This window comes from Zoogloea oryzae, assembly GCF_030161255.1.
Lineage (GTDB): Bacteria > Pseudomonadota > Gammaproteobacteria > Burkholderiales > Rhodocyclaceae > Zoogloea > Zoogloea oryzae.
Genome location: NZ_BSPX01000001.1, coordinates 114,229 through 135,598, shown reverse-complemented (window position 1 = coordinate 135,598; position 21,370 = coordinate 114,229). Strand labels below are relative to the sequence as shown.

25 protein-coding genes are annotated in these 21,370 nt (G+C 64.5%); 18 read left to right on the top strand and 7 right to left on the bottom strand.

Annotated elements, in window-relative coordinates; translation table 11 throughout:
- Positions 1-78: 78 nt before the first annotated feature.
- The 3 genes from ilvC to QQK25_RS00710 all read right to left on the bottom strand — a co-directional run bounded on the left by ilvC (position 79) and on the right by QQK25_RS00710 (position 3,480).
- On the bottom strand, positions 79-1,095 hold the full coding sequence (gene ilvC, locus QQK25_RS00720; RefSeq protein ID WP_153161681.1) for a ketol-acid reductoisomerase: 1,017 nt from the start codon (positions 1,093-1,095) through the stop codon (positions 79-81).
- A gap of 74 nt (positions 1,096-1,169) precedes the next feature.
- A complete protein-coding gene (gene ilvN / locus QQK25_RS00715) occupies positions 1,170-1,661 on the bottom strand; it encodes an acetolactate synthase small subunit (protein ID WP_284186345.1) in 492 nt (163 codons plus the stop codon).
- A 109-nt stretch (positions 1,662-1,770) separates the two neighbouring features.
- Complete coding sequence (locus QQK25_RS00710; RefSeq protein WP_284186290.1) at positions 1,771-3,480, bottom strand: acetolactate synthase 3 catalytic subunit; 1,710 nt, start codon at positions 3,478-3,480, stop codon at positions 1,771-1,773.
- A 175-nt stretch (positions 3,481-3,655) separates the two neighbouring features.
- Between QQK25_RS00710 and QQK25_RS00705 the strand changes: the two genes are divergently transcribed.
- The 4 genes from QQK25_RS00705 to QQK25_RS00690 are packed head-to-tail and all read left to right on the top strand — an operon-like array spanning position 3,656 to position 5,701.
- Positions 3,656-4,219 carry an RNA polymerase sigma factor gene (locus QQK25_RS00705; RefSeq protein WP_284186344.1) on the top strand — a complete coding sequence of 188 codons (564 nt, stop codon included), beginning with the start codon at positions 3,656-3,658 and terminating at the stop codon, positions 4,217-4,219.
- Entirely contained in the window at positions 4,216-4,590 is a 375-nt protein-coding gene (locus QQK25_RS00700; protein WP_284186289.1) for a DUF3619 family protein, read from the top strand. Before QQK25_RS00705 ends, QQK25_RS00700 begins: the two co-directional genes overlap by 4 nt.
- Positions 4,563-5,222, top strand: coding sequence for a DUF3106 domain-containing protein (locus QQK25_RS00695; protein WP_284186288.1), 660 nt, complete (start codon positions 4,563-4,565; stop codon positions 5,220-5,222). Before QQK25_RS00700 ends, QQK25_RS00695 begins: the two co-directional genes overlap by 28 nt.
- Positions 5,223-5,239: 17 nt before the next feature.
- A complete protein-coding gene (locus QQK25_RS00690) occupies positions 5,240-5,701 on the top strand; it encodes an RDD family protein (protein ID WP_284186287.1) in 462 nt (153 codons plus the stop codon).
- Positions 5,702-5,719: 18 nt separating this feature from the next.
- On the opposite strand, the gene lptG is transcribed toward QQK25_RS00690, so the two are convergent.
- On the bottom strand, positions 5,720-6,796 hold the full coding sequence (gene lptG, locus QQK25_RS00685) for an LPS export ABC transporter permease LptG (RefSeq protein WP_153161687.1): 1,077 nt from the start codon (positions 6,794-6,796) through the stop codon (positions 5,720-5,722).
- Positions 6,796-7,872, bottom strand: a complete 1,077-nt coding sequence (gene lptF, locus QQK25_RS00680; protein ID WP_284186286.1) for an LPS export ABC transporter permease LptF — start codon at positions 7,870-7,872, stop codon at positions 6,796-6,798. The genes lptG and lptF overlap by 1 nt, the downstream gene beginning before the upstream one ends.
- Positions 7,873-7,977: 105 nt before the next feature.
- Between lptF and QQK25_RS00675 the strand changes: the two genes are divergently transcribed.
- From QQK25_RS00675 to QQK25_RS00660, 4 genes are all read left to right on the top strand, one after another.
- Positions 7,978-9,465 (top strand): leucyl aminopeptidase, encoded by a 1,488-nt coding sequence (locus tag QQK25_RS00675; RefSeq protein WP_284186285.1) that lies wholly within the window; start codon positions 7,978-7,980, stop codon positions 9,463-9,465.
- A gap of 8 nt (positions 9,466-9,473) precedes the next feature.
- Positions 9,474-9,905 (top strand): DNA polymerase III subunit chi, encoded by a 432-nt coding sequence (locus QQK25_RS00670; protein WP_284186284.1) that lies wholly within the window; start codon positions 9,474-9,476, stop codon positions 9,903-9,905.
- Positions 9,902-10,396, top strand: coding sequence for a hypothetical protein (locus QQK25_RS00665; RefSeq protein ID WP_284186283.1), 495 nt, complete (start codon positions 9,902-9,904; stop codon positions 10,394-10,396). Before QQK25_RS00670 ends, QQK25_RS00665 begins: the two co-directional genes overlap by 4 nt.
- A gap of 84 nt (positions 10,397-10,480) precedes the next feature.
- A complete protein-coding gene (locus tag QQK25_RS00660) occupies positions 10,481-13,327 on the top strand; it encodes a valine--tRNA ligase (RefSeq protein WP_284186282.1) in 2,847 nt (948 codons plus the stop codon).
- Positions 13,328-13,407: 80 nt separating this feature from the next.
- On the opposite strand, the gene QQK25_RS00655 is transcribed toward QQK25_RS00660, so the two are convergent.
- Positions 13,408-13,638 (bottom strand): sulfurtransferase TusA family protein, encoded by a 231-nt coding sequence (locus QQK25_RS00655; RefSeq protein WP_153161693.1) that lies wholly within the window; start codon positions 13,636-13,638, stop codon positions 13,408-13,410.
- 258 nt (positions 13,639-13,896) lie between these two features.
- On the opposite strand from QQK25_RS00655, the gene QQK25_RS00650 reads away from it, so the two are divergent.
- From QQK25_RS00650 to QQK25_RS00620, 7 genes are read left to right on the top strand one after another with little or no spacing between them, the layout of a single operon-like run.
- Positions 13,897-14,250, top strand: a complete 354-nt coding sequence (locus QQK25_RS00650; RefSeq protein WP_228111886.1) for a roadblock/LC7 domain-containing protein — start codon at positions 13,897-13,899, stop codon at positions 14,248-14,250.
- A gap of 24 nt (positions 14,251-14,274) precedes the next feature.
- Positions 14,275-14,739 carry a PAS domain-containing protein gene (locus QQK25_RS00645; RefSeq protein WP_284186343.1) on the top strand — a complete coding sequence of 155 codons (465 nt, stop codon included), beginning with the start codon at positions 14,275-14,277 and terminating at the stop codon, positions 14,737-14,739.
- Between the two features lie 2 nt (positions 14,740-14,741).
- On the top strand, positions 14,742-15,488 hold the full coding sequence (locus QQK25_RS00640; RefSeq protein ID WP_284186281.1) for a phosphate/phosphite/phosphonate ABC transporter substrate-binding protein: 747 nt from the start codon (positions 14,742-14,744) through the stop codon (positions 15,486-15,488).
- The gene (locus tag QQK25_RS00635; protein ID WP_284186280.1) at positions 15,485-15,961 is read left to right on the top strand and encodes a hypothetical protein; all 477 of its coding nucleotides are present in this window, start codon (positions 15,485-15,487) and stop codon (positions 15,959-15,961) included. Before QQK25_RS00640 ends, QQK25_RS00635 begins: the two co-directional genes overlap by 4 nt.
- A gap of 28 nt (positions 15,962-15,989) precedes the next feature.
- Positions 15,990-17,342, top strand: coding sequence for a hypothetical protein (locus tag QQK25_RS00630; protein WP_284186279.1), 1,353 nt, complete (start codon positions 15,990-15,992; stop codon positions 17,340-17,342).
- Positions 17,332-17,892 (top strand): GTP-binding protein, encoded by a 561-nt coding sequence (locus tag QQK25_RS00625; RefSeq protein ID WP_284186278.1) that lies wholly within the window; start codon positions 17,332-17,334, stop codon positions 17,890-17,892. The genes QQK25_RS00630 and QQK25_RS00625 overlap by 11 nt, the downstream gene beginning before the upstream one ends.
- Entirely contained in the window at positions 17,885-18,517 is a 633-nt protein-coding gene (locus QQK25_RS00620) for a hypothetical protein (RefSeq protein WP_284186277.1), read from the top strand. The genes QQK25_RS00625 and QQK25_RS00620 overlap by 8 nt, the downstream gene beginning before the upstream one ends.
- 3 nt (positions 18,518-18,520) lie before the next feature.
- Here QQK25_RS00620 and QQK25_RS00615 read toward each other — a convergent pair whose 3' ends face one another.
- Complete coding sequence (locus QQK25_RS00615) at positions 18,521-19,969, bottom strand: M48 family metalloprotease (RefSeq protein ID WP_284186276.1); 1,449 nt, start codon at positions 19,967-19,969, stop codon at positions 18,521-18,523.
- A 41-nt stretch (positions 19,970-20,010) separates the two neighbouring features.
- On the opposite strand from QQK25_RS00615, the gene moaC reads away from it, so the two are divergent.
- From moaC to soxZ, 3 genes are read left to right on the top strand one after another with little or no spacing between them, the layout of a single operon-like run.
- Complete coding sequence (gene moaC, locus QQK25_RS00610; RefSeq protein WP_284186275.1) at positions 20,011-20,493, top strand: cyclic pyranopterin monophosphate synthase MoaC; 483 nt, start codon at positions 20,011-20,013, stop codon at positions 20,491-20,493.
- The gene (gene soxY / locus QQK25_RS00605) at positions 20,490-20,960 is read left to right on the top strand and encodes a thiosulfate oxidation carrier protein SoxY (RefSeq protein ID WP_284186274.1); all 471 of its coding nucleotides are present in this window, start codon (positions 20,490-20,492) and stop codon (positions 20,958-20,960) included. The genes moaC and soxY overlap by 4 nt, the downstream gene beginning before the upstream one ends.
- Before the next feature lie 11 nt (positions 20,961-20,971).
- Positions 20,972-21,289: a thiosulfate oxidation carrier complex protein SoxZ gene (soxZ, locus tag QQK25_RS00600; RefSeq protein WP_284186273.1), complete on the top strand. Its 318-nt coding sequence runs from the start codon at positions 20,972-20,974 to the stop codon at positions 21,287-21,289.
- Positions 21,290-21,370: the final 81 nt, after the last annotated feature.

Here is a 21,370-nt window from a genome sequence, read left to right as displayed (position 1 = left end):
AGGGTTTCAATCCAGGCGGGACTCCGGAAACGACACGGGGGACTTTCGTCCCCCGCGCGTCAATCAAGACAGCTCAGATCAGTTCTTGGACTGGTCGACCAGCTTGTTGGCCTTGATCCACGGCATCATGTCGCGCAGCTGACCGCCGACCACTTCGATCGGGTGAGCAGCGTTGAGACGACGACGGGCGGTCATGGACGGGTAGTTGGTCTTGCCTTCCAGGATGAACATCTTGGCGTATTCGCCGGTCTGGATGCGCTTCAGGGCGTTGCGCATGGCTTCGCGGGACTTCTCGTTGATGACTTCGGTGCCGGTCACGTACTCGCCATACTCCGCGTTGTTGGAGATGGAGTAGTTCATGTTGGCGATGCCGCCTTCGTACATCAGGTCAACGATCAGCTTCAGCTCGTGCAGGCACTCGAAGTAGGCCATTTCCGGAGCGTAGCCGGCTTCGGTCAGGGTCTCGAAGCCCATCTTGACCAGCTCGACAGCGCCGCCACAGAGCACGGCTTGTTCGCCGAAGAGGTCGGTCTCGGTTTCTTCACGGAAGTTGGTCTCGATCACGCCACCCTTGGTGCCGCCGTTGGCAGCAGCGTAGGACAGGGCGATGTCGCGGGCCTTGCCGGACTTGTCCTGATAGACGGCGATCAGGGTCGGCACGCCGCCGCCCTTGAGGTATTCGGAGCGGACGGTGTGGCCCGGGCCCTTCGGGGCAACCATGATCACGTCCAGGTCGGCGCGCGGCACGATCTGGTTGTAGTGAACGTTGAAGCCGTGGGCGAAAGCCAGGGTGGCGCCCTGCTTGATGTTCGGGGCGATGTCGTTCTTGTAGACGTCCGGCTGGGATTCATCCGGCAGCAGGATCATGACGACGTCGGCGACCTTGACGGCCTCGGCAACTTCCTGAACGTTGTGACCAGCGGCCACAGCCTTGTTCCAGGAGGCGCCATCCTTGCGCAGACCGACGGTCACATTGACGCCGGATTCCTTCAGGTTCTGGGCGTGGGCGTGGCCCTGAGAGCCGTAACCAACGATCGTGACCTGCTTGCCCTTGATCAGGGAGAGGTCGGCGTCCTTATCGTAAAAAACCTTCATTTCTTGCCTTTCTGACAGAAGATGAGCAAATCAAGGGGCGACGCGAGATGCGAGGATTCGCTGCGCCCCGAACATTAAACCTTCAATACCCGCTCGCCACGACCGACGCCGCAGATCCCCGAACGCACGGTTTCGAGGATCAGGGCCGGTTCGATCGCACCGACGAAGGAATCGAGCTTGGCCTGGGTGCCGGTCAGCTCGATGACGTAGCTGGCGTCGGTGACGTCGATGATGCGCCCACGGAAGATATCCGCCAGACGCTTCATTTCCTCCCGGTCCTTGCCGGTCGCCCGCACCTTGATGAGCATGAGCTCACGTTCGATGTGGGCGGATTCGGATAGGTCAACCACCTTGACGATTTCAACCAGCTTGTTGAGCTGCTTGGTGATCTGCTCGACGATGTCGTCCGAACCGGAGGTGACGATCGTCATGCGGGAGAGGGAAGCATCCTCGGTGGGGGCCACCGTGAGGGATTCGATATTGTAACCCCGAGCGGAAAACAGGCCGGAGACGCGGGAAAGCGCACCGGATTCATTCTCGATGACAAGGGAGATGACGTGTCGCATAGTCTTGGTGTTTAGCAGTTGCATCAGCCCGCGCAGCCACTGGGCGTCGAGCGGGGTCGATGGATCGGGCTGCCGGCGTGAAGTCTTCACCACGGCCAGCCCGCCGTTATCAGAGATCCTCGGCCGACAGGATCATGTCGGTCAGGCCCTTGCCGCCCTGGACCATCGGATACACGTTTTCGGTCTGATCCACCTGGATGTCGAGGAAGACGAGGTCGCTCTTGCGCTGGAAAGCCTCGCGCAGCGCGCCTTCCACGTCACCCGGCTTGTCCACGCGGATGCCCACGTGGCCGTAAGCTTCGGCAAGGCGCGAGAAATCGGGCAGCGCGTTCATGTAGGACTCGGAATAGCGGTTGCCGTGGAAGATCTCCTGCCACTGGCGGACCATGCCGAGATACCGGTTGTTGAGCATCACCACCTTGATCGGCAGACGGAACTGCTTGCAGGTGGAGAGCTCCTGAATGTTCATCTGGATCGACGCCTCGCCGGTCACGCAGGCGACGGGCGAACCCGGATGCGCGAGCTGCACGCCCATCGCGGCCGGCAGGCCGAAGCCCATGGTGCCGAGGCCGCCGGAATTGATCCAGCGACGCGGCTTGTCAAACTTGTAGTACTGGGCGGCCCACATCTGGTGCTGGCCGACGTCGGAGGTCACGAAAGCGTCGCCGCCGGTGACTTCCCACAACTTCTGAATGACGAACTGCGGCTTGATGAGTTCTTCGCCCTGATTGAACTTCAGGCAGTCGCGACGGCGCCATTCCTCGATCTGCTTCCACCACACGCCCAGGGATTCCTGATCGTTGGTCTCGGCACCGGCATCAAGCATGGCCAGCATCTCGCCGAGCACCTCGCCCACGTCGCCGACGATGGGCACATCCACCTTCACGCGCTTGGAGATGGAGGACGGATCGATGTCGATGTGGATGATCTTGCGGGGTTCGGACGCGAAGTGCGCCGGGCTGCCGATCACGCGATCGTCGAAGCGGGCACCCACGGCGAGCAGCACGTCGCAGTAGTGCATGCCCATGTTGGCTTCGTAGTTGCCGTGCATCCCGAGCATGCCCACATACTGGCGGTCGGTGGCGGGATAGCCACCGAGGCCCATCAGGGTGTTGGTGCAGGGAAGGCCAAGCTTGCGCACCAGCGTGGTCAGCTTGTCCGCCGCATTGCCGAGCACCACACCACCACCGGCATAGACCATCGGGCGCTTGGCTTCGAGCAGCAGCTGCAGGGCCTTCTTTATCTGCCCCTGGTGCCCCTTGACGACAGGGTTGTAGGAGCGCATCGAGACCGTCTGCGGGTATTCGAACTCGCACTTCTGGGCGGTGATGTCCTTGGGGATATCGACCAGCACTGGACCAGGGCGACCGGTCTTGGCGAGGTAAAAGGCCTTCTTGATGGTGTCGGCGATCTCGCGTACGTCACGCACCAGGAAGTTGTGCTTCACGCACGGGCGGGTGATGCCGACCGTATCCACTTCCTGGAAGGCATCCTGGCCGATGGCGCCCACGGGCACCTGACCGGAGATGATCACCAGCGGGATCGAGTCGCAGTAGGCGGTGGCAATGCCGGTCACGGCATTGGTGGCACCAGGCCCCGACGTCACCAGCGCAACACCGACCTTCTCGGTAGAGCGGGCGTAGCCGTCGGCAGCGTGGATCGCGGCCTGCTCGTGACGCACGAGCACATGGCGAACCTTGTCCTGCTTGAACAACTCGTCGTAGATGTAGAGAACGGCTCCACCGGGATAACCGAAAAGATAATCAACCTTTTCTTCCTGGAGACACCTGATTACAATTTCCGCACCGGTCAATACCATCTATGCACCCGAAGCTGTCTCGGCAATGTAAAACGTCGAACCATACCGCCGAGGCAGCAATTGGTCAAGGCACGCCATCGTGCTCCACGAATGAACACAGCGTCCGCACCCTTGGTGCAGACTACCGGTTGCTGCGCCCCGGCGGCGCGCTTTCCCGACTCCTGAGGATTTTCTCCTGCCCTCCCGCCTCGAACTATCGGATTTTCTCGCGAGCGTCGAAAAACGGGCTTTCAAGCAGGCCCTGTTTGCCGTGCGTAACGAAGAATCGGCCCTCGACATCGTCCAGGACGCGATGATGAAGCTCGCCGAGAAATACGGCGACAAGCCCCTCGAAGAGCTGCCGATGCTCTTCCAGCGCATCCTCCAGAACGTCATCCGCGACTACTACCGCCGCCAGAAGGTGCGCAGCCTGTGGACAACTCTCCTGTCCGCCTTCTCGGGCCCCGAGGACGACGAGCACGATCCGCTCGAAACCATCGAGTCCGCCGACAGCGAGCACAAGAGCGAATCGCCCCAGGCGCAACTTGAACAACGCCAGACCCTGGGTGTCATAGAAAAAGAAATCGAAAAGCTTCCGCCACGTCAACGCGAAGCCTTCCTCATGCGTTACTGGGAGGAAATGGATATCGCCGAGACCGCAGAGGCAATGGGGTGCTCCGAGGGCAGCGTGAAAACGCACTGCTCCCGGGCCACGCACACCCTTGCAGCGGCGCTTGCAGCAAAGGGCATCACGTTATGAATCAACACGACCTTCAGTTCCGGATCCGGCAACACCTGAACGCATCCACGCGTGAACTCTCGCCGGACATCACCAGCCGCCTTCACAAGGCCCGCCAGAAAGCGCTCGACCGACAGAAGGTCGCCGTTGGCGGCTTGAGCCTCGCCGGCATCGGCAGCCTGTTCTCGAACTACGTCGCGCCGAAAGGCCGGTCTGCCCTTGCGATGCTGCTGATCATTCTGGCTGTCGTGGGCAGCGGCTTCCTCGGCGAACTGCAACGTACTGCCGAAATGGAGGAACTGGACAGCGCCCTCCTCGCAGACGATCTTCCCATTGACGCCTACCTGGATCGCGGATTCGACGCATGGGTTCAAAACGACTCGCCCGAGTAACCGCGATCCTCGCGATTGCGTGCTCCACATCCGCCCTTGCATCCCCGCCCCTGAAGGCGCCGTCCTGGAATGAGCTGAGCCCGGACCAGCAACGCACGCTGGCTCCGCTCGCCAAGGAGTGGAACGCACTCTCTGACGAGCGCAAGCGCAAGTGGGCGGGTATTTCCGAGCGTTTCCCCGGCTACACGCCGGAGGAGCAGTCACGCCTTCAGGGCCGGATGGAAACCTGGTTCTCGCTGACGCCGGAACAGCGGGCGGTTGCCCGCGACCAATACCGCAACCTGCAACGGATCCCGCCGGAGCAACGCGAAGCCCTGCGCCAGAAGTGGAACACCTACAAGGATCTGCCCAGCGAAGAGAAGCAGCGCTTTGAGGAAGCCGCCAAGACGCCGCCAGCCAAGGTAGCCATTCCAAAGATAGGCGCGCCTCCCATCAAGCCGCTGACCGCTCCGCCGCCGCCACGCCCGGCCGTGCCCAGGATCGTCATCAAGAAACCGGTCGTCGAAGCGCCGACCGCGGCAACCGCCGCGCCGGCGGCTGCAGAGACACCCATCTCCTCCGTGCCTGCGGCCATCGAGACTCCCGTCACCGCATCCGCCGCACCGGCCGTCGGCCCGTCGGCAAAACCCTGATCCAACCAATGCCCCCAATGCAAACAAAGCCGACGGCCAGGCCGTCTGCGCGGCAATCTGCCGAACTGGCCGGCATCCGCCGCCGACTCGCCAGCATGCTTTATGAAAGCCTGCTCCTCCTCGGCGTGCTGGCGCTCACCTTCATGGTCCCGCTGCTCATCCTGGGAGTTGGGACCAACTACACTCCGGAAGGCGGCTTCCTGTGGGCGTACGTCTTCGTGGTACTGGGTGGGTATTACCTGTGGTACTGGCGCCGGGGCGGCCAGACGCTGGCGATGCAGACTTGGAAACTGAGGATCGTCGACCTGGATGGCAAGCCTGTCACCACGGGCCAAGCTGCACTGCGCTATGTGCTGGCATGGCCATCGGTGTGTTTTCTTGGCGCGGGCCTGATCTGGGCGCTGCTCGACCGGGACCGCCAGTTCCTGCACGATCGCCTTGCCGGCACCCGGATAGTCCTCCTGACAACCCCGCAATAGTCCCGAAAAACGGAGCGCTCAGCGGCGCTCCACCCACCACATCATCACCGCCGCCGCCAGCAGGAAAGTGATGCTGGGCGTCAGCGCCGCGACGGCCGGCACCCATCCGTTGATCACGCCCAGGTTAGAGAACAGGCCGTTCAGCAGATGGAAACCGACCCCGATCATGATCCCCGAGAACACCCGCAGGCTCACCCCGCCCATGCGCGTCTGCATGTAGCCGAAGGGTAGCGCCAGCCCCATCATCACCAGCGCGGCAAAGGGGTAGGCGAGTTTCTTCCAGAGAGCGATCTCGTAGCGCGTGGTGCGCTGATTGTTCTCCTCCAGGTGGCGGATGTAGGAATACAAGGTCTCGACCGACATCCGCTCCGGCACCACCATCAGCACCGACAGCACATCCGGGGTCAGTTCGGATTTCCAGAGCAGACTGTCGAGCTTTCCGGTTTCGGTCCGATCAGGCAGGAAGCGGGTCTGCGCCACGTTGGTGAGACTCCAGCCGGTACTTTCGTCGTAGACACCCTTCTCGGCCTCACTGATCGAAAGCAGCACCGCCCGGTCGTCGAATTCATACAGGCGCACACCCTGCAGCGTGGTGTCCGGCAGCACGTTGCGCACATTGACGAAACGGCGGCCATCACGAACCCAAAGGCCCGTGCGCAGCTCCTGCGAAACCATGGAACGGGTTGCCGCCAGCCGCCACTGCTGGGCCGCGCGCTCGGCCGGCGGAGCGAGGTACTCGCCAAAAATGAAGGTGATCACCACGAACACGCTGCCGATCGACAACAAGCCAAGCAGGAAGCGCCGGGTGGACAAGCCAGAGGCCCGGAGCACCGTGATCTCGGAGTGCCGGGCGAGGGTCGTCAGCGCATAAAGCGTGCCGATCAGCACCGCAATGGGCATCAGTTCATACACCCGGCCGGGCATGATCATCGCGACGTAAATCGCCGCGTGATGAAGCATGTAGCCCCCCTTGCCGATCTCGTCGAGTTCATTGACGAGATCAAAGAACGCGAACAACCCGAGGAAAGCCAGCAGGACAAGGAACACCGCCGCGTAGATCTCGCGGCTCAGGTAGCGGATATAAACGGGAATCATCAGCGCCTCCGCCAGCGCGCAAATACGCTGATCCGCCGGTAGAACAGGATGGCCAGCACGCCCAGCATCGCCAGATGGGGAATCCACAGCCCCACATCGAAACGCAGGCGCCCCTGCCCCACCCAGGCCTGGCAGACGCTCACCGCGTTGCTGTAAATCAGATAGACGAGCACCGCGAGGATCAGGTTGTTGGTCCGCCCGGCACGGGGATTGACGAAGGAAAGGGGGATCGCCAGCAGCGACAGCATGATCGCCAGTACCGGCGCGCTGATCCGAGCCAGCAGCTCGCCCCGGCTGCGGTCATCTGCGCTCTTGATGAGCGCCGGCAAGGCGAGAGTCTTGGGCTGACGGGGCGCCGACTGCGCCTCCCTGGATTCCATCAATATCTGATACCGCTCGAACTCCATCACCCGATAGCTCGGCGTGCCCGGCGTGCCTTCGTAACGACGGCCGCGCTCGAGCACCACATAGCGATTGCCCGACGCATCGACTTCGGTGTGACCTTCTGATGCCACCATCACGCCCAGCCGGCCGTTCTGCATGCTGCTGGCGAACACGTTGCGAGCACGGCCTTCCTCGCCCGACAGCGCCTCGACGAAGAACACCCGCTCACCACCGGAGGATTCGCGGAACAGGCCGGGAGCTACCCGCGAGACGTCGTCGCGGTTACTGAGTTGTTCTTTGTATTCAACGCTCTTCTTCTGGGCCCAGGGCGCCACGAAGAGCGACAGCGCAGCAATCAGCACCACCACCGGCACCGCAAAGCGCAGTACCGGCCGCACCCACGCGGTGAGCGGCAGGCCGCTGGAAAACCACACGACCATTTCGGAATCGCGATACCAGCGGGACAGCGTCATCAGCACGGCGATGAACACCGTGAGCGACAGCACCACCGGCATCTGCGCAACGGCGCCGAAGCCGATCAGCGCCAGCACGGCGTCGGCCGGCACGCGGCCGCCCGCGGCCTGCCCAAGCAGGCGGATGAGCACGGTGGAAATCAGGATGGCGAACAGCGCCACGAAAACCGCGACGGCGTTCTGGGTGAATTCGCGCTGGGCGGCTCGGAGAAAAATCATGCGGAGAAGGGGTCTTGCGTTGCCGGACAGCCGTTTTGACGTCCGCCAGGGTGCCGGCCATAATGGCGCGATGTCCCAATGACGCGTGTTTCCAAGGAGAAGCGGGTGGAATTTACCATAAAGGCCGGATCGCCGGAAAAACTCAAGAGCGGCTGCGTCGTTGTCGGCGTGTACGCCGGCGGCGATCTCACCGCATCCGCCAGGGCCCTCGACAAGGCTGCCAACGGCGCCATCGCCGCCCTGCTCGCCCGCGGCGAACTCGACGACAAGGTCGGCGCCACGCTGATGCTTCACGACCTGCCCGGCGTGGCCGCACCCCGCGTGCTGCTGGTGAGCCTCGGCAAGGCCGACGAGCTCACCGACAAATCCTACCGCGACGCCGTCAGCGCTGCCGCGAAGCAGCTCGCCGGCTCGGTGGCCGCCGACGCCGCGTTCGTCCTCACCGAAGCAGAACTGCCCCACCGCGATCTCGCCTGGCGTCTCGCCCAGGCCGCGCAGATCCTCAAGGACAGCACCTACCGCTGCGACGAGCTCAAGTCCAAGCGCGACGAATCCAAGAAAGGCGTGAAGAAGATCGTCATCATCGCCAAGGCCAAGGACACCGCCCCGCTCGAAGCCGCCCTGCGCCGTGGCTCCGCCATCGCCGAAGGCATGGCCCTCGCCAAGACCCTCGGCAACCTGCCGGGCAACGTGTGCACGCCCACCTACCTTGCCACCACCGCCCGCAAGCTCGCCAAGGATCACAAGATCAAGGTCGAGGTGCTCGAAAAAGGCGACATGGAAAAGCTCGGCATGGGATCGCTGCTGTCGGTGGCCCGTGGTTCCCACGAACCGCCCAAGTTCATCGTCCTCAACTACAAGGGCAGCAAGGCCAAGGACAAGCCGGTCGTGCTCGTTGGCAAGGGCGTCACCTTCGACACCGGCGGCATCTCCCTCAAGCCCGGCGAAGGCATGGACGAGATGAAGTACGACATGTGCGGCGCCGCCAGCGTGCTGGGTACCTTCAAGGCCATCGCACAGATGGAGCTGCCGATCAACGTCGTCGGCCTCATCCCGACCACCGAGAACATGCCCGGCGGCTCGGCCACCAAACCGGGCGACATCGTCACCTCCATGTCCGGCCAGACCATCGAGGTGCTCAACACCGACGCCGAAGGCCGGCTGATCCTGTGCGACGCCCTCACCTACGCCGAGCGCTTCGATCCGGTCGCGGTTGTCGACGTGGCGACCCTTACCGGCGCATGCATCATCGCCCTGGGCAACCTCACGTCGGGCCTGCTCGCCAACGATGACGATCTGGCTGCCGAGCTGCTGGCCAGCGGTCAGGCCGCCGGCGACAAGGCCTGGCAGCTGCCCCTGTGGGACGAATATCAGGACATGCTCAAGAGCAACTTCGCCGACATCCCCAACATCGGCAGCAAGGGCGCCGGCACGATCACCGCCGCGTGCTTCCTTGCCCGCTTCACCAAAGCCTACAAGTGGGCGCACCTGGATATCGCCGGCACGGCCTGGAAATCCGGCGCCGACAAGGGCGCCACCGGCCGCCCGGTGCCGCTGCTCACCCAGTTCCTGATCGGCCGCGCTGGCCAGTAAGCCCCCGAATGACCGACGTCCGCTTCTACCACAACGCCCCCGACCGCCTGCGGGTAGCCTGCGTGCTCACCGCCAAGGCGAGCGGCGGCGGGCGGCGGGTGTCGGTTTTCGCGCCGGATGGCAACATCGCCCGGCATTTCGACCAGATGCTGTGGAGCTTCCAGCCCCTCGCCTTCGTGCCCCACGTGCCGGCCGGCTCGCCCCTGGCAGCGGAAACCCCGGTGGTCATCGGCAGCCGCCTTGAAGCCCTGCCCAACGACGACGTGCTCATCAACCTCGGCGACGATCTGCCCGACGGCTTCGAGCGCTTCTCGCTGGTCATCGAGGTTGTCGGCCCCAGCGACCCCGAACGCCAGGCGGCGCGCGGGCGCTTCCGGCGCTACAAGGAACAGGGCCACACTCTCAGCGCCCACGATCTGAACCAACGGAGCGGCGAATGACCCCTCATCCCAAGACCGAACTCGAAATCCCCCTCGACGACGAGGACGGCGAAGTCCTGATCGAGAAGGCCGCCCTGATGCACCGCCCCGACAGCTTCGTCACCCCCGACGACGACGACCTGCCAGTGCTCACCGACGTGGTGGACGAGCGCGTCGAGCCCTTCATCGGCGACGCCGACCCGATCATCCTCGAGCCCACCATTGATGAACCCGCCATCGGCGAACCAGAGATGCTCGACGAGACGCCCGTCATCGCCGCCGAAACGACACTCCCGGACGACCTCGCCGAACGCCTGGTCGCCCTCGACACCGCCATCGCCCGCCACATCGAGAACTGGGTCGCCACCGAGCTGCCCCAGCTCATTTCGCGCGAACTCGACGAGCTCGCCGCGCGCATCAGCGACAAGGCCGCCGCCCACCTGCGCGCCACCCTGCTCCCCGTCGTCTCTGCCGAGATCGCCGACACCCTCGATAACGATTCCGGCTTGTAATCCCTCTCCGCACGCCAAGTCGTGCTGCCGGGCGAGCGGCCCGCATCCGCTATAATCCGCGTTTTGCCTTCAAAGACAGCCCCCATGGAACTGGCCAAGAGTTTCGAGCCGGCGGAGATCGAACGCCGCTGGTATGAGCACTGGGAGTCGAGCGGCTATTTCGCCGCCGGCCTCGACCGTAGCAAGCCCGCCGACCAATCCTTCTGCATCCTGCTGCCGCCGCCCAACGTCACCGGCACCCTGCACATGGGTCACGGTTTCAACCAGACGATCATGGACGCGCTCACCCGCTACCATCGCATGCGCGGCTGGAACACCCTGTGGCAGCCGGGCACCGACCACGCCGGCATCGCCACCCAGATCGTCGTCGAACGCCAGCTGGATGCCCAGGGCATCTCCCGCCACGACCTCGGCCGCGAGAAGTTCCTCGAGAAGGTGTGGGAGTGGAAGGAATACTCCGGCGGCACCATCACCCAGCAGATGCGCCGCATGGGCACCAGCCCAGACTGGTCGCGCGAGCGCTTCACGATGGATGCCGGCCTCAACAAGGTCGTCACCGAAACCTTCGTCCGCCTTTACAACGAAGGCCTGATCTACCGCGGCAAGCGGCTGGTCAACTGGGACCCGAAGCTCCACACCGCCGTCTCCGACCTGGAAGTCGTCCAGGAAGAAGAAGACGGCTTCATGTGGCACATCAACTATCCGTTTGCGGATGGCCCGATCGGTGATCTCACCGGCCTCACCGTCGCCACCACCCGTCCCGAAACCATGCTCGGCGACGTGGCCGTGATGGTCCACCCGGAAGATGAGCGCTACGCCCACCTGATCGGCAAGAGCGTCCGCCTGCCCCTGTGCGACCGCAACATCCCGATCATCGCCGACGACTACGTGGATCGCGAGTTCGGCACCGGCGTGGTCAAGGTCACCCCGGCCCACGACTTCAACGACTACGCGGTCGGCCAGCGCCACGGCCTGCCGCAGATCAGCATCCTCACGCTCGATGCGAAGATCAACGAGCACGCTCCGGCCAAATACCAGGGCCTCGACCGCTTCGACGCCCGCAAGGCCATCGTGGCCGACCTCGAAGCCGAAGGCGTGCTGGTGGACACCAAGCCCCACAAGCTGCAGGTTCCCCGCGGCGACCGCACCGGCGTCGTCATCGAGCCGATGCTCACCGACCAGTGGTTCGTGGCGATGAGCAAGCCCGGCGCCGACGGCAAGTCGATCACCGAGAAGGCGCTGGAAGTCGTCTCCTCCGGCGAGATTGAGTTCGTACCCGGCAACTGGGTCAACACCTACAACCAGTGGCTCAACAACATCCAGGACTGGTGCATCTCGCGTCAGCTGTGGTGGGGCCACCAGATTCCGGCGTGGTACGGCATCGACGGCGAATGCTTCGTCGCCCACTCTGAAGAAGAAGCCCGCGCCCTGGCCGACAAGGCCGGTTACCCCGGCCCGCTGACCCGCGATCCGGACGTGCTCGACACCTGGTATTCGTCCGCCCTGTGGCCGTTCTCGACCCTCGACTGGACGCCCGACTACCCGGCCAAGTCCAACGACGCGCTGGATCTCTACCTGCCCTCCACGGTGCTCGTCACCGGCTTCGACATCATCTTCTTCTGGGTCGCGCGCATGGTCATGATGACCAAGCACATCACCGGCAAGATCCCGTTCAAACACGTCTACGTGCACGGCCTGATCCGCGATGCAGAAGGCGCCAAGATGTCCAAGTCGAAGGGCAACGTCCTCGACCCCATCGACCTGATCGACGGCATCGGTGTGGATGCGCTGGTGGCCAAGCGCACCACCGGCCTGATGAACCCCAAGCAGGCCGCCAGCATCGAGAAGAAGACCCGCAAGGAATTCCCCGACGGCATCCCCGCCTTCGGCACCGACGCCCTGCGCTTCACCTTCGCCAGCCTCGCCAGCCCCGGCCGCGACATCAAGTTCGACATGAGCCGCTGCGAGGGCTACCGCAACTTCTGCAACAAGCTGTGGAACGCCACCCGCTTCGTGCTGATGAACGTCCAGGGCCACGACCTGGGCCTCGAGCACAAGCAGGACGGCCCCAGCTGCGGTGGCAACGGCCCGCTCGACTTCTCCTTCGCCGACCGCTGGATCGTCAGCCGTCTGCAGCGCGTCGAGAAGGAGATCGAAGAACTCTTCGCCGACTACCGCTTCGACCTCGTCTCCAAAACGATCTATGAATTCGTCTGGGACGAGTACTGCGACTGGTACCTCGAGCTTGCCAAGGTCCAGATCAACACCGGCAACGAAGCCCAGCAGCGCGGCACCCGCCGCACGCTGATCCGCGTGCTCGAGACCATCCTGCGCCTCGCCCACCCGCTGATCCCCTTCGTCACTGAAGAGCTGTGGCAGACCGTCGCCCCCCTCGCCGGCCGCAAGGACGTGGACAGCCTGTGTCTCGCCCGCTACCCGCAGGCCGACCTGGGCCGCTGCGACGAGAAGAGCGAAGCCGACGTGGCCGAGCTCAAGGGCCTCATCTACGCCTGCCGCAACCTGCGTGGCGAGATGAACATCTCCCCGGCCCAGCGCATGCCGCTGGTGGCGAGCGGCAACGGCGATCGCCTGCGCAAGTTCGCGCCCTACATCGCCGGCCTCGCCAAGCTCTCCGAAGTGCAGGTGGTCGACGAGATCAGCGGTGACGAACTCGCCCCGGTGGCCATCGTCGGCGAGCAGCGCCTGATGCTGAAGGTGGAGATCGACATCGCCGCCGAGCGCGAGCGCCTGTCGAAGGAGATCGCCCGCATCGAAGGCGAGATCGTCAAGGCCAACGCCAAGCTGGCCAACGAGAGCTTCGTCGCCCGCGCACCGGCGGCCGTCGTCGCCCAGGAGAAGGAACGCCTGGCCGGCTTTACCGCAACGCTCGAGAAACTGCGCCCGCAGTTGGCCAAACTGCCGCCAGCCTGACGAAGGCTTCGGCAAGCAAAATGGCCACGCAACTGCGTGGCCATTTTTTTGTGTTACAGCGAGATCCGCGCCCGCCCAATTTACTTGCGGCGCAGGAAAAACTCGTAGGCGTTATCCGGCAACTCACTCTGGCCGATCAGCTCGTTCCCGGTCTGCTTGGCAAATGCCGCGAAGTCCTTCACCGAACCGGGATCGGTTGCCACAACCCGCAGAACCTGTGCCGCCTGCATTTCTGCGAGCGCTTTCTTGGCGCGCAAAATGGGTAAGGGGCAGTTCAGGCCGCGTGCATCCAGTTCCTTGTCAAAATCCATCTTACGACTCCAGCTTCCTAGGACAATCCAGGCCGGATTTTAACCTGCTACGCACCCCGACCCGATAACAACGTCACATCCCGCCTCACTCCCGCCCGGAGAATCACCGGCGAATTGTGAAATAATGACAACTCAAAATAACGTCATAAACGAGGCGATACCCTGCATTGCGGCACCATGCGCCAAGGCATGCCGGATTCGCTCTTCCCGACAACATTAACGCTTTTTTCTTGAAGGTACACCACGATGCGCTCAAACATGCTCCAAACGGTTCTCAATGACCTGAACGGCACCTCCGCGGACATCGAGGCCTCCGCCATCATCTCCTCCGACGGTCTGATGATGGCCGCCCTGCTCCCCAACACCGTTGACGAAGACCGGGTCGGCGCGATGAGTGCCGCGATGCTCTCCCTCGGCGACCGTACCGCCCGCGAACTCGCCCGCGGCACCCTCGACCAGGTGCTCATCAAGGGTGAAAAGGGTTATGTCCTCATGGTTCAGGCCGGCGCTGATGCCGTGCTCACCGTGATGGCCAAGCCGAACGCCAAGCTGGGCCTGGTTTTCCTGGACGTACGTCGCGCCGCTGACGCCATCGGCCGGATCCTCGGCTAATCGGGAGGGCTGGTAGTGAAGGATATGGATCGCGCCCAGGTTCCGGGCGAAGCAGTCGAACATACGCTGACGTTTGCCGATGGCACCTGTCGGCGGGTATTTGTCACGTCAGTCGAAACGCCCTATCCCCATGGCAAGCTGATCGTTTCCCGGACGGACACGTCGGGCGTCATCACCCAGTGCAATAAATCCTTCGTCGACATGTCCGGCTACACCGAAGCCGAACTGATCGGCCAGCCCCATTGCATCCTGCGTCACCCGGACATGCCGGCCGCGGCCTTTGCCGATCTGTGGGAGACCGTCCAGGCGGGCCGCCAATGGAACGGCTACGTCAAGAACCTGCGAAAGGACGGCGGCCACTACTGGGTGTACGCCACGGTAGTCCCCAACGTGCGCGACGGCAAGATCGTCGGCTTCACTTCGGTTCGGCGCGAACCTTCCCGCGAGAAGGTTCTCGCTGCAGAAGCCCAGTACCGGAGCATGAACTGATCATGACTTTCAATTTCACGGTTAGCCCCAGCTTCCCCAACGAGCGCATTTCCGACTGGTACATCTTCAACACCTGGCTGCAACGCGCGCTGTCCCTTCCGATCCATCTCGAGCTCTACGACAGCTTCGGCACCCAGCGCGCCGCGATCGCCGAGGGCAAGGTGGACATCATCTACGCCAACCCCTTCGACGCCTCCCTGCTGGTGCGCGAGAAAGGCTTCCGTGCCATCGCCCGGCCCGAAGGGCAGCCTGACGAGATGGTCGTCATCACCGCCGCCGAGAGCCCTTTCAAGGAGATCCCCGATCTCAAGCCCGGCGCCCGCGTCGCGTGCAGCGATGACCCGAGCGTCAACACCGTCGGCCGGATCCTCCTCGAACCCGCCGATCTGAACGCAGCCAACACCGTCGAGCACCGCCGCGAAACCTACATCCAGGTCGCCCGCGAGATCCTCCGCGGCGAAGCCGATGTCGGCTTCCTGCCGGTCGAAGCCTTCGAGGCCCTGTCGTCCATCGTGCGCCGCGACCTGCGCGTGCTCGTCACCAGCCAGCTGCACGTGATCCATCACGTCTTCCTGATCGGCCCCGCACTCTCTCCCCATGCTGAACAGATCACACAACTGCTCCTTTCCATGCACGACACCGACAAGGGCCGCGGTATCCTCGAAGCCCTCGGAGCCCGTAGCTGGCAAGCTGTTCAGCACGAGGACGTGGAATTCATGATCGACATCATCTCGACGCTGACCCAGTGAAGCTTTTTGTCACCGATCCGTCCAACCCGGAACGCATCCGCCGTCCTGCGCCGCCGGCCGTCTTCGGTCTGCCCGTCCGGACGCTGCGGATCGCGTCCCGCTGGCGCTCGCCGGCCACAGGCGCACTGCTGGCCGGCGAGATCGGGCGCAAGCCAGCCAACCTGCACCTGCACGTCCAGCGCATTTCCCTGTGGAGCAACCTGGAAGACACCGCGGCAACGGTCGCGGCCATTGTCGACCTATGGATCGTCCTTGGCAGTTACGGCGCCGAGCTTCGGATGCGCATGCTGCGCGAGCACTACGACGCCCTCGAAGAACACGATCTGGGGCTTTACCTCAGCGCCCGCATCGAAGACGGCCTCGACCGCCACGACCCACGGCTCGCCCTGCCCGGTGTCGTACTCGCCCGCCCCGTGGAAGGCAATCGCATATTTTTACAGGATTCCGCGACGCTGTCGGGAGTAACCTCCTGATCCCGACCTCCATCCGCTTTACATCCCAATGAGCCGCCATTCCATCCTACCGGGCCAGCCCGTCACCGCCCTCTTCCTGCTCCACGTGGGCAGCATGGACGCCCGGCTGATCGGACTTTCCGTAGAACGTCACTGGAAGCACTCGGTACGTCTGGCGAGCGAGCTGGAAAGCGCCCGGGTCGTCCTGGTCGATTGCGATCGGCCGGGCGTCGAAGCCGCATTCGAAAGGCTCTCGCCCCACCCGAGGATCGGCGTGGTCTGCTACGCATTCCACCCCAAGGATCACGCCCAGCGTTTTCCCAACCGGGTGATCCTCGGCAAGCCCCTCAATCTCGAGGCGCTGCCCAGCATCCTCGCCAAGGCGGCTCACGACAGCGCCCGGACCATCGCTGCACCATCCCTGCGCCGCGTCGCGCCGCTGACCCAGCCCGCACCGCCGACCATCCAGCCTGGATCCGAGGAACCGCCGCGGGTACCCATCGTCACGCCGGCCTCCCCGGTTCCTGCGGTAGTCGTGGCCACCGCGCCCGTCGTTCAGGCCGAGCTGCAGCACCAGTCCGGTACGACTGCCGAACCGCCAGTCAGCACACCCCAGGCCGATCCACCGGGTTCCCTCGGGCACGGCGTGCAGACCGACGACGAACGCGACCTCTGCGGAGCCCTTGAAGATCTCCCGGCGCACCCGGTCCATCCCCTGCCCGACAAGATCTTCTTCAACCCGGACAACTACCTGATCGGCCACCTGCAGCGCGCCTTCGATCAGGCCTCGAGCACCGGCCGCCCTCACCTGATCGCCGGCCTGCCCCGGCTCATCGGCGTGCGGCTCCAGCCAGCCTCGATCTGCGTCACCGATTTCCGGGACAACCAGCTGCGCCCCCTGTCGATGGCCCAGCTGCCCCAGACCACCGCGCGCATCGTCAGCGCGTCGACCCTGTCCCACATCTCGAACCACGGCACCACCTGGACGACCGAGGACTTCTTCTGGAACGTCGCCGCCTGGGCGGCGCGGGGCCGGCTGCCGGAAGGCACCGACCCCTACCAGCCGGTGCGGCTGCGGGCTTGGCCCAACTTCACCAAGGTCTTCATGTCGCCCCACGCCCTGCGCATCGTCGCCCTGTGGGTGCGCACCTGGGCCAGCCCCATCGACGTCGCCGCACGCCTCGGGATTCCCCAGCGCTACGTCTTCTCGGTCTATGCCTCGGCCCGCTTTGCCGGGCTGATCGACGCAAGGAAACCGCGGGCCACCACGGTGGAGGCGCGAACCGCCGCACCAGCACAACCCACAACAGACGCGGCGCCCCCTGCACAGCAACAGCAACAGCAACAGCAACGCCCTTCGATTTTGTCCCGAATTCTCAGGAAACTCCTCAATGCGGTCTGAACGCGCCCGCCACAACAAGATCATCTTCTCGGGCACCGTCGGCGCCGGCAAGAGCACGGCCATTGCGGCCCTCAGTGACATCCCGCCGGTCAGCACCGAAGCGGTCGCCAGCGACGAAACCGCCAAGCTCAAGCGGACAACCACGGTCGCGATGGACTACGGCGTCCTCAACCTGCCCGACGGCGAGAAGGTCATGCTCTACGGCACGCCGGGGCAGGAACGCTTCAGCTTCATGTGGGACATCCTCTCCGAAGGCGGCATCGGCCTGGTGCTGCTCATCAACAACGCCAACCCCGATCCGCTCGCCGATCTTCAAGGCTACCTCAGCGCCTTCAAGGACTTCATCTCGAGCACCGCCGTGGCAATCGGCGTCACCCACATGGACAGTTCCGAGACCCCGAATCTCGAAAACTACCGGGCCAAGCTCGCCGAGCTCGGGCATCACCCCGTCCCGGCCATCTTCCGGGTCGATGCGCGAAGCCGCGATGACGTGGCGATGCTCGTCAAGGCCCTTCTCTACACCCTTAATCCCGGATTGATCGATGCTTGAGATAATCCCCGGCTCCTACCTCACCGTAACGCCTTACGGTGCCTGGCGGGCCGTTGCCCGCGCCGACGACAGCATCGAGCGGCGCATCCTGCTGGCCATCCTCCGCGAAGCCACGAGCCCGGCCCTCAGCGCCGAACTGGCCCGCACCTGGACCGGCGAGACCAGCACCGAACGCGCCCTCACTCCGCTGCTCAAACTCCAGGAAACGGCCTGCCTCGAAGCGTGGTCCACACCGCGCATGGCGCCGGTCGGCACCCTCGAATCGACCCTGCCGCATCTGCTCGAAACCCTCAGCGACACCGGCCAGGCCGTGCTCGCCGACAACATGGGCTTCTGCCTCGCGATGGCCGGCTACCCCGGCGAGACCGGCGAAGCGCTGGCTGCGGTGGGCGCCGACATCCTGTCCGTCGCCGAACGCCAGTCGGCCGCGCTCTCGAAGCTCGGCGACCACCTGCTCGATGGCTGGGGCAACGTGGACGCCGCCGGCATCAGCGGCCTCAGCTTCTGGCCAATGCACATCGGCCGGACCCGTCTCGCCCTCACCGTCAGCGGGCGCCCGCGCTTCAACCAGAACACCTTTGCCGACTTGGTCTGGGCGCTCTACGTGCGCTACGGCACCATCTAGCCCTCAGCGCTGGCCGCGCGACTCACGCATCTCGCGCATCTGCTCGGCCAGCAGCGCCCGCACCTCCCGCAGGCGCGAGTCCACCGCCGACTGCTCGAAGAAATCCCCGTCGCCGGCTGTCTGGGCGAGCGCAAACTGTTCGGCCGACGCCGCGTAGTTGCCCTGGATCGCGTACACCTCACCCAACGAGCGGTGCTGCCCCAGACGCTTGCCCAGCGCCGCCTCGGCCCGGGCGCGGAATTCCCACAGGGTCGCGTCACCCGCGGTGGTCTGCAACTCGGCCTTCACCGCCGTCAGCGCATCGGCCGCCTTACCGGAGTCGATCAGGGCCTCGATCTCCCCGTACATCAGCCGGTGCGACTGGGGAAAACGCGCCCGCGCCTCACGGAACAGCCGCGCAGCCCCCGCCGGATCGCCATGAGCAATGCGAAGATCACCCTCCAGCCCGTCAATCATCGCCGACAAGGCATTACGCTTGCGCAGCTCGACCATCTCCCGGTCGGCGTCAGCGAGCCGTCGGGTCTGGAGGTAGGCCCGCACCAGGCCATACTGGGCTGCCACCGGAGGGTTGCTGCCCCGGGCGGCCGTCTCGAACTCGGCGATCACTTCCCGCGACGGCTGCCGCCCCACCTTGAGCTTGGCTCGCACCAGCTGGAAATCCAGCGAGTCCGGCACCTGCCGGTAGGGCATCTGGGCAACCCGGTTCTCCATCTCGGTGATCCGGTCGCTCGTCAGCGGGTGGGTGCGCATGTAGGCCGGCGCGTTGTTCTCGTAGAGCCGGGCATTCTTCTGCAGGCGCTCGAAGAACCCGACCATCCCGCGCACGTCGAAGCCCGCGGCAGCCAGATTCTGCACCCCCAGCCGGTCCGCCTCGTTCTCGAAATCCCGCGAATACGAAAGCTGGGTACTCATCCCCGCCGCCATCCCCGCCGAGATCGCCGCCTGGCTCACCTGGGCGCTGGATTTGGCTGCCAGCACCGCCACCAGCAATGAAGCCAGCATCAGCATCCCGGTCTGGCTCTGCTTGCCGAGCATCCGTGCAATGTGGCGCTGGGTGACGTGGGACACCTCGTGGGCCAGCACGCCGGCCAGCTCCGATTCGCTCTGGGCCGCCAAGATCAGGCCGGTATGGACGCCGATGTTGCCGCCGGGCATCGCGAACGCGTTGAGGGTCGGATCATTCACCCCGAAAAACTGGAAAGGCAGCCCCGCGCCAGGCCCCGCCGCCACCAGCCGGTCGCCCAGCCAGTTGAGGTAGTCTTCAACTTCGGAATCGCGCAGGTAAGCCGCATCCTTCCAGCGGATATCGCGCATGATCTGCGCCCCCAGGCGCTGCTCGGCCAGGGGCGAGAGTTCGGAGGATGCAGAATCACCCAGGTCGGGCAGATCGTGGGCGATTCCCTGGGGGATCATCACCACACACAACAGGGCGGCAATCAGACGTTTTTTCACGATGCTATGATAACCGACCCCCTATTTTGGTTTCCCGCCTGATGAGCGACACCTTCACCCATTTCGACGCCCAGGGCCAGGCCCACATGGTGGATGTCTCTGCCAAATCCGAAACCCGCCGCGTCGCCCGTGCCGAGGGCCGGATCGTGATGCAGCCGTCCACCCTCGCCCGCATCCTCGCCGGCGACAACAAGAAAGGCGACGTGATCGGCATCGCCCGGATCGCCGCGATCCAGGGTGCCAAGCGCACCGCCGACCTGATCCCCCTGTGCCATCCGATCCCCCTCACCCGCGTCACCGCCGATTTCGTGGTCGAAGGCGATGACACCATCCGCTGCACCGTCACCGCCGAAACCGTCGGTCGCACCGGCGTCGAGATGGAAGCCCTGACCGCCGTCCAGGTGGGCCTGCTCACCATCTACGACATGTGCAAGGCCGTCGATCGCGGCATGACCATGGAAGGCATCCGCCTGCTCGAGAAGGAAGGCGGCAAGTCCGGGCACTGGAGGGCAGACGCAGCATGAACACCGGCCGTCGCAGCTTTCTTCAGGGTTTCGGCAACGCCGCGCTGCTCGCCGGGCTGGTAGGCGCCGGCGTGCTGAAGCCCACCCGCGCCCTCGCCGTAGACTTCAACCGCAGCGCCTTCGACAGCAAAAACCTAGCCGACACCCTGCGGCTGATCGGCGCCACCGCTGCCGAAGCCAGCCGGGACATCGTCCTCAAGGCACCGGAGATCGCCGAGAACGGCTCGGCGGTACCGATCGAGGTCATCAGCCAGATCCCGGGCACCACGCGCCTGTCGGTGCTGGTGGACAAGAACCCCTTTCCGCTGGCGCTGCAGTTCAACTTCGCGCCGGGCGCCGCCGCGCGCTTCCAGGCAAAGCTGAAGATGGCCGAGAGCTCGCGCCTGCGCATCGTCGCCCTTGCCGGCGGCAAGCATTACACCGTGCTCCGCGAGGTGAAGGTCACCGTCGGCGGTTGCGGCGAATAGGAGTCAATGCGATGCCCGATCCAATCAAGATCCGCGCCACCGTCAAAGGCGACGAAGGCGAAGTCCGGGTGCTGCTGCCGCATCCCATGGAATCCGGCCAGCGCCGCGACGCCGCCGGCCAGCTCATCCCTGCCCACTACATCACCTCGGTCATCGTCAGCCTGAACGGCAAGCCGGTGATTGAAGGCGCGCTCGGCACCGCCGTGTCGGCCAATCCGCTGTTCGCCTTCCAGCTTGCGGGCGTCAAGGCCGGCGACCGCCTCGGCGTGGCGTGGGTGGACAACAAGGGCCAGCGGGGAAGCGCCGAAGGCAGTTTCGCAGCAGGCTGAGTTGTAACCTGGGCGCGCGAGACAGCGCGCCGCCATCGGAATAGAATGGCCCGCGCCTTGAAACAGGCTGCCCCCTGACTA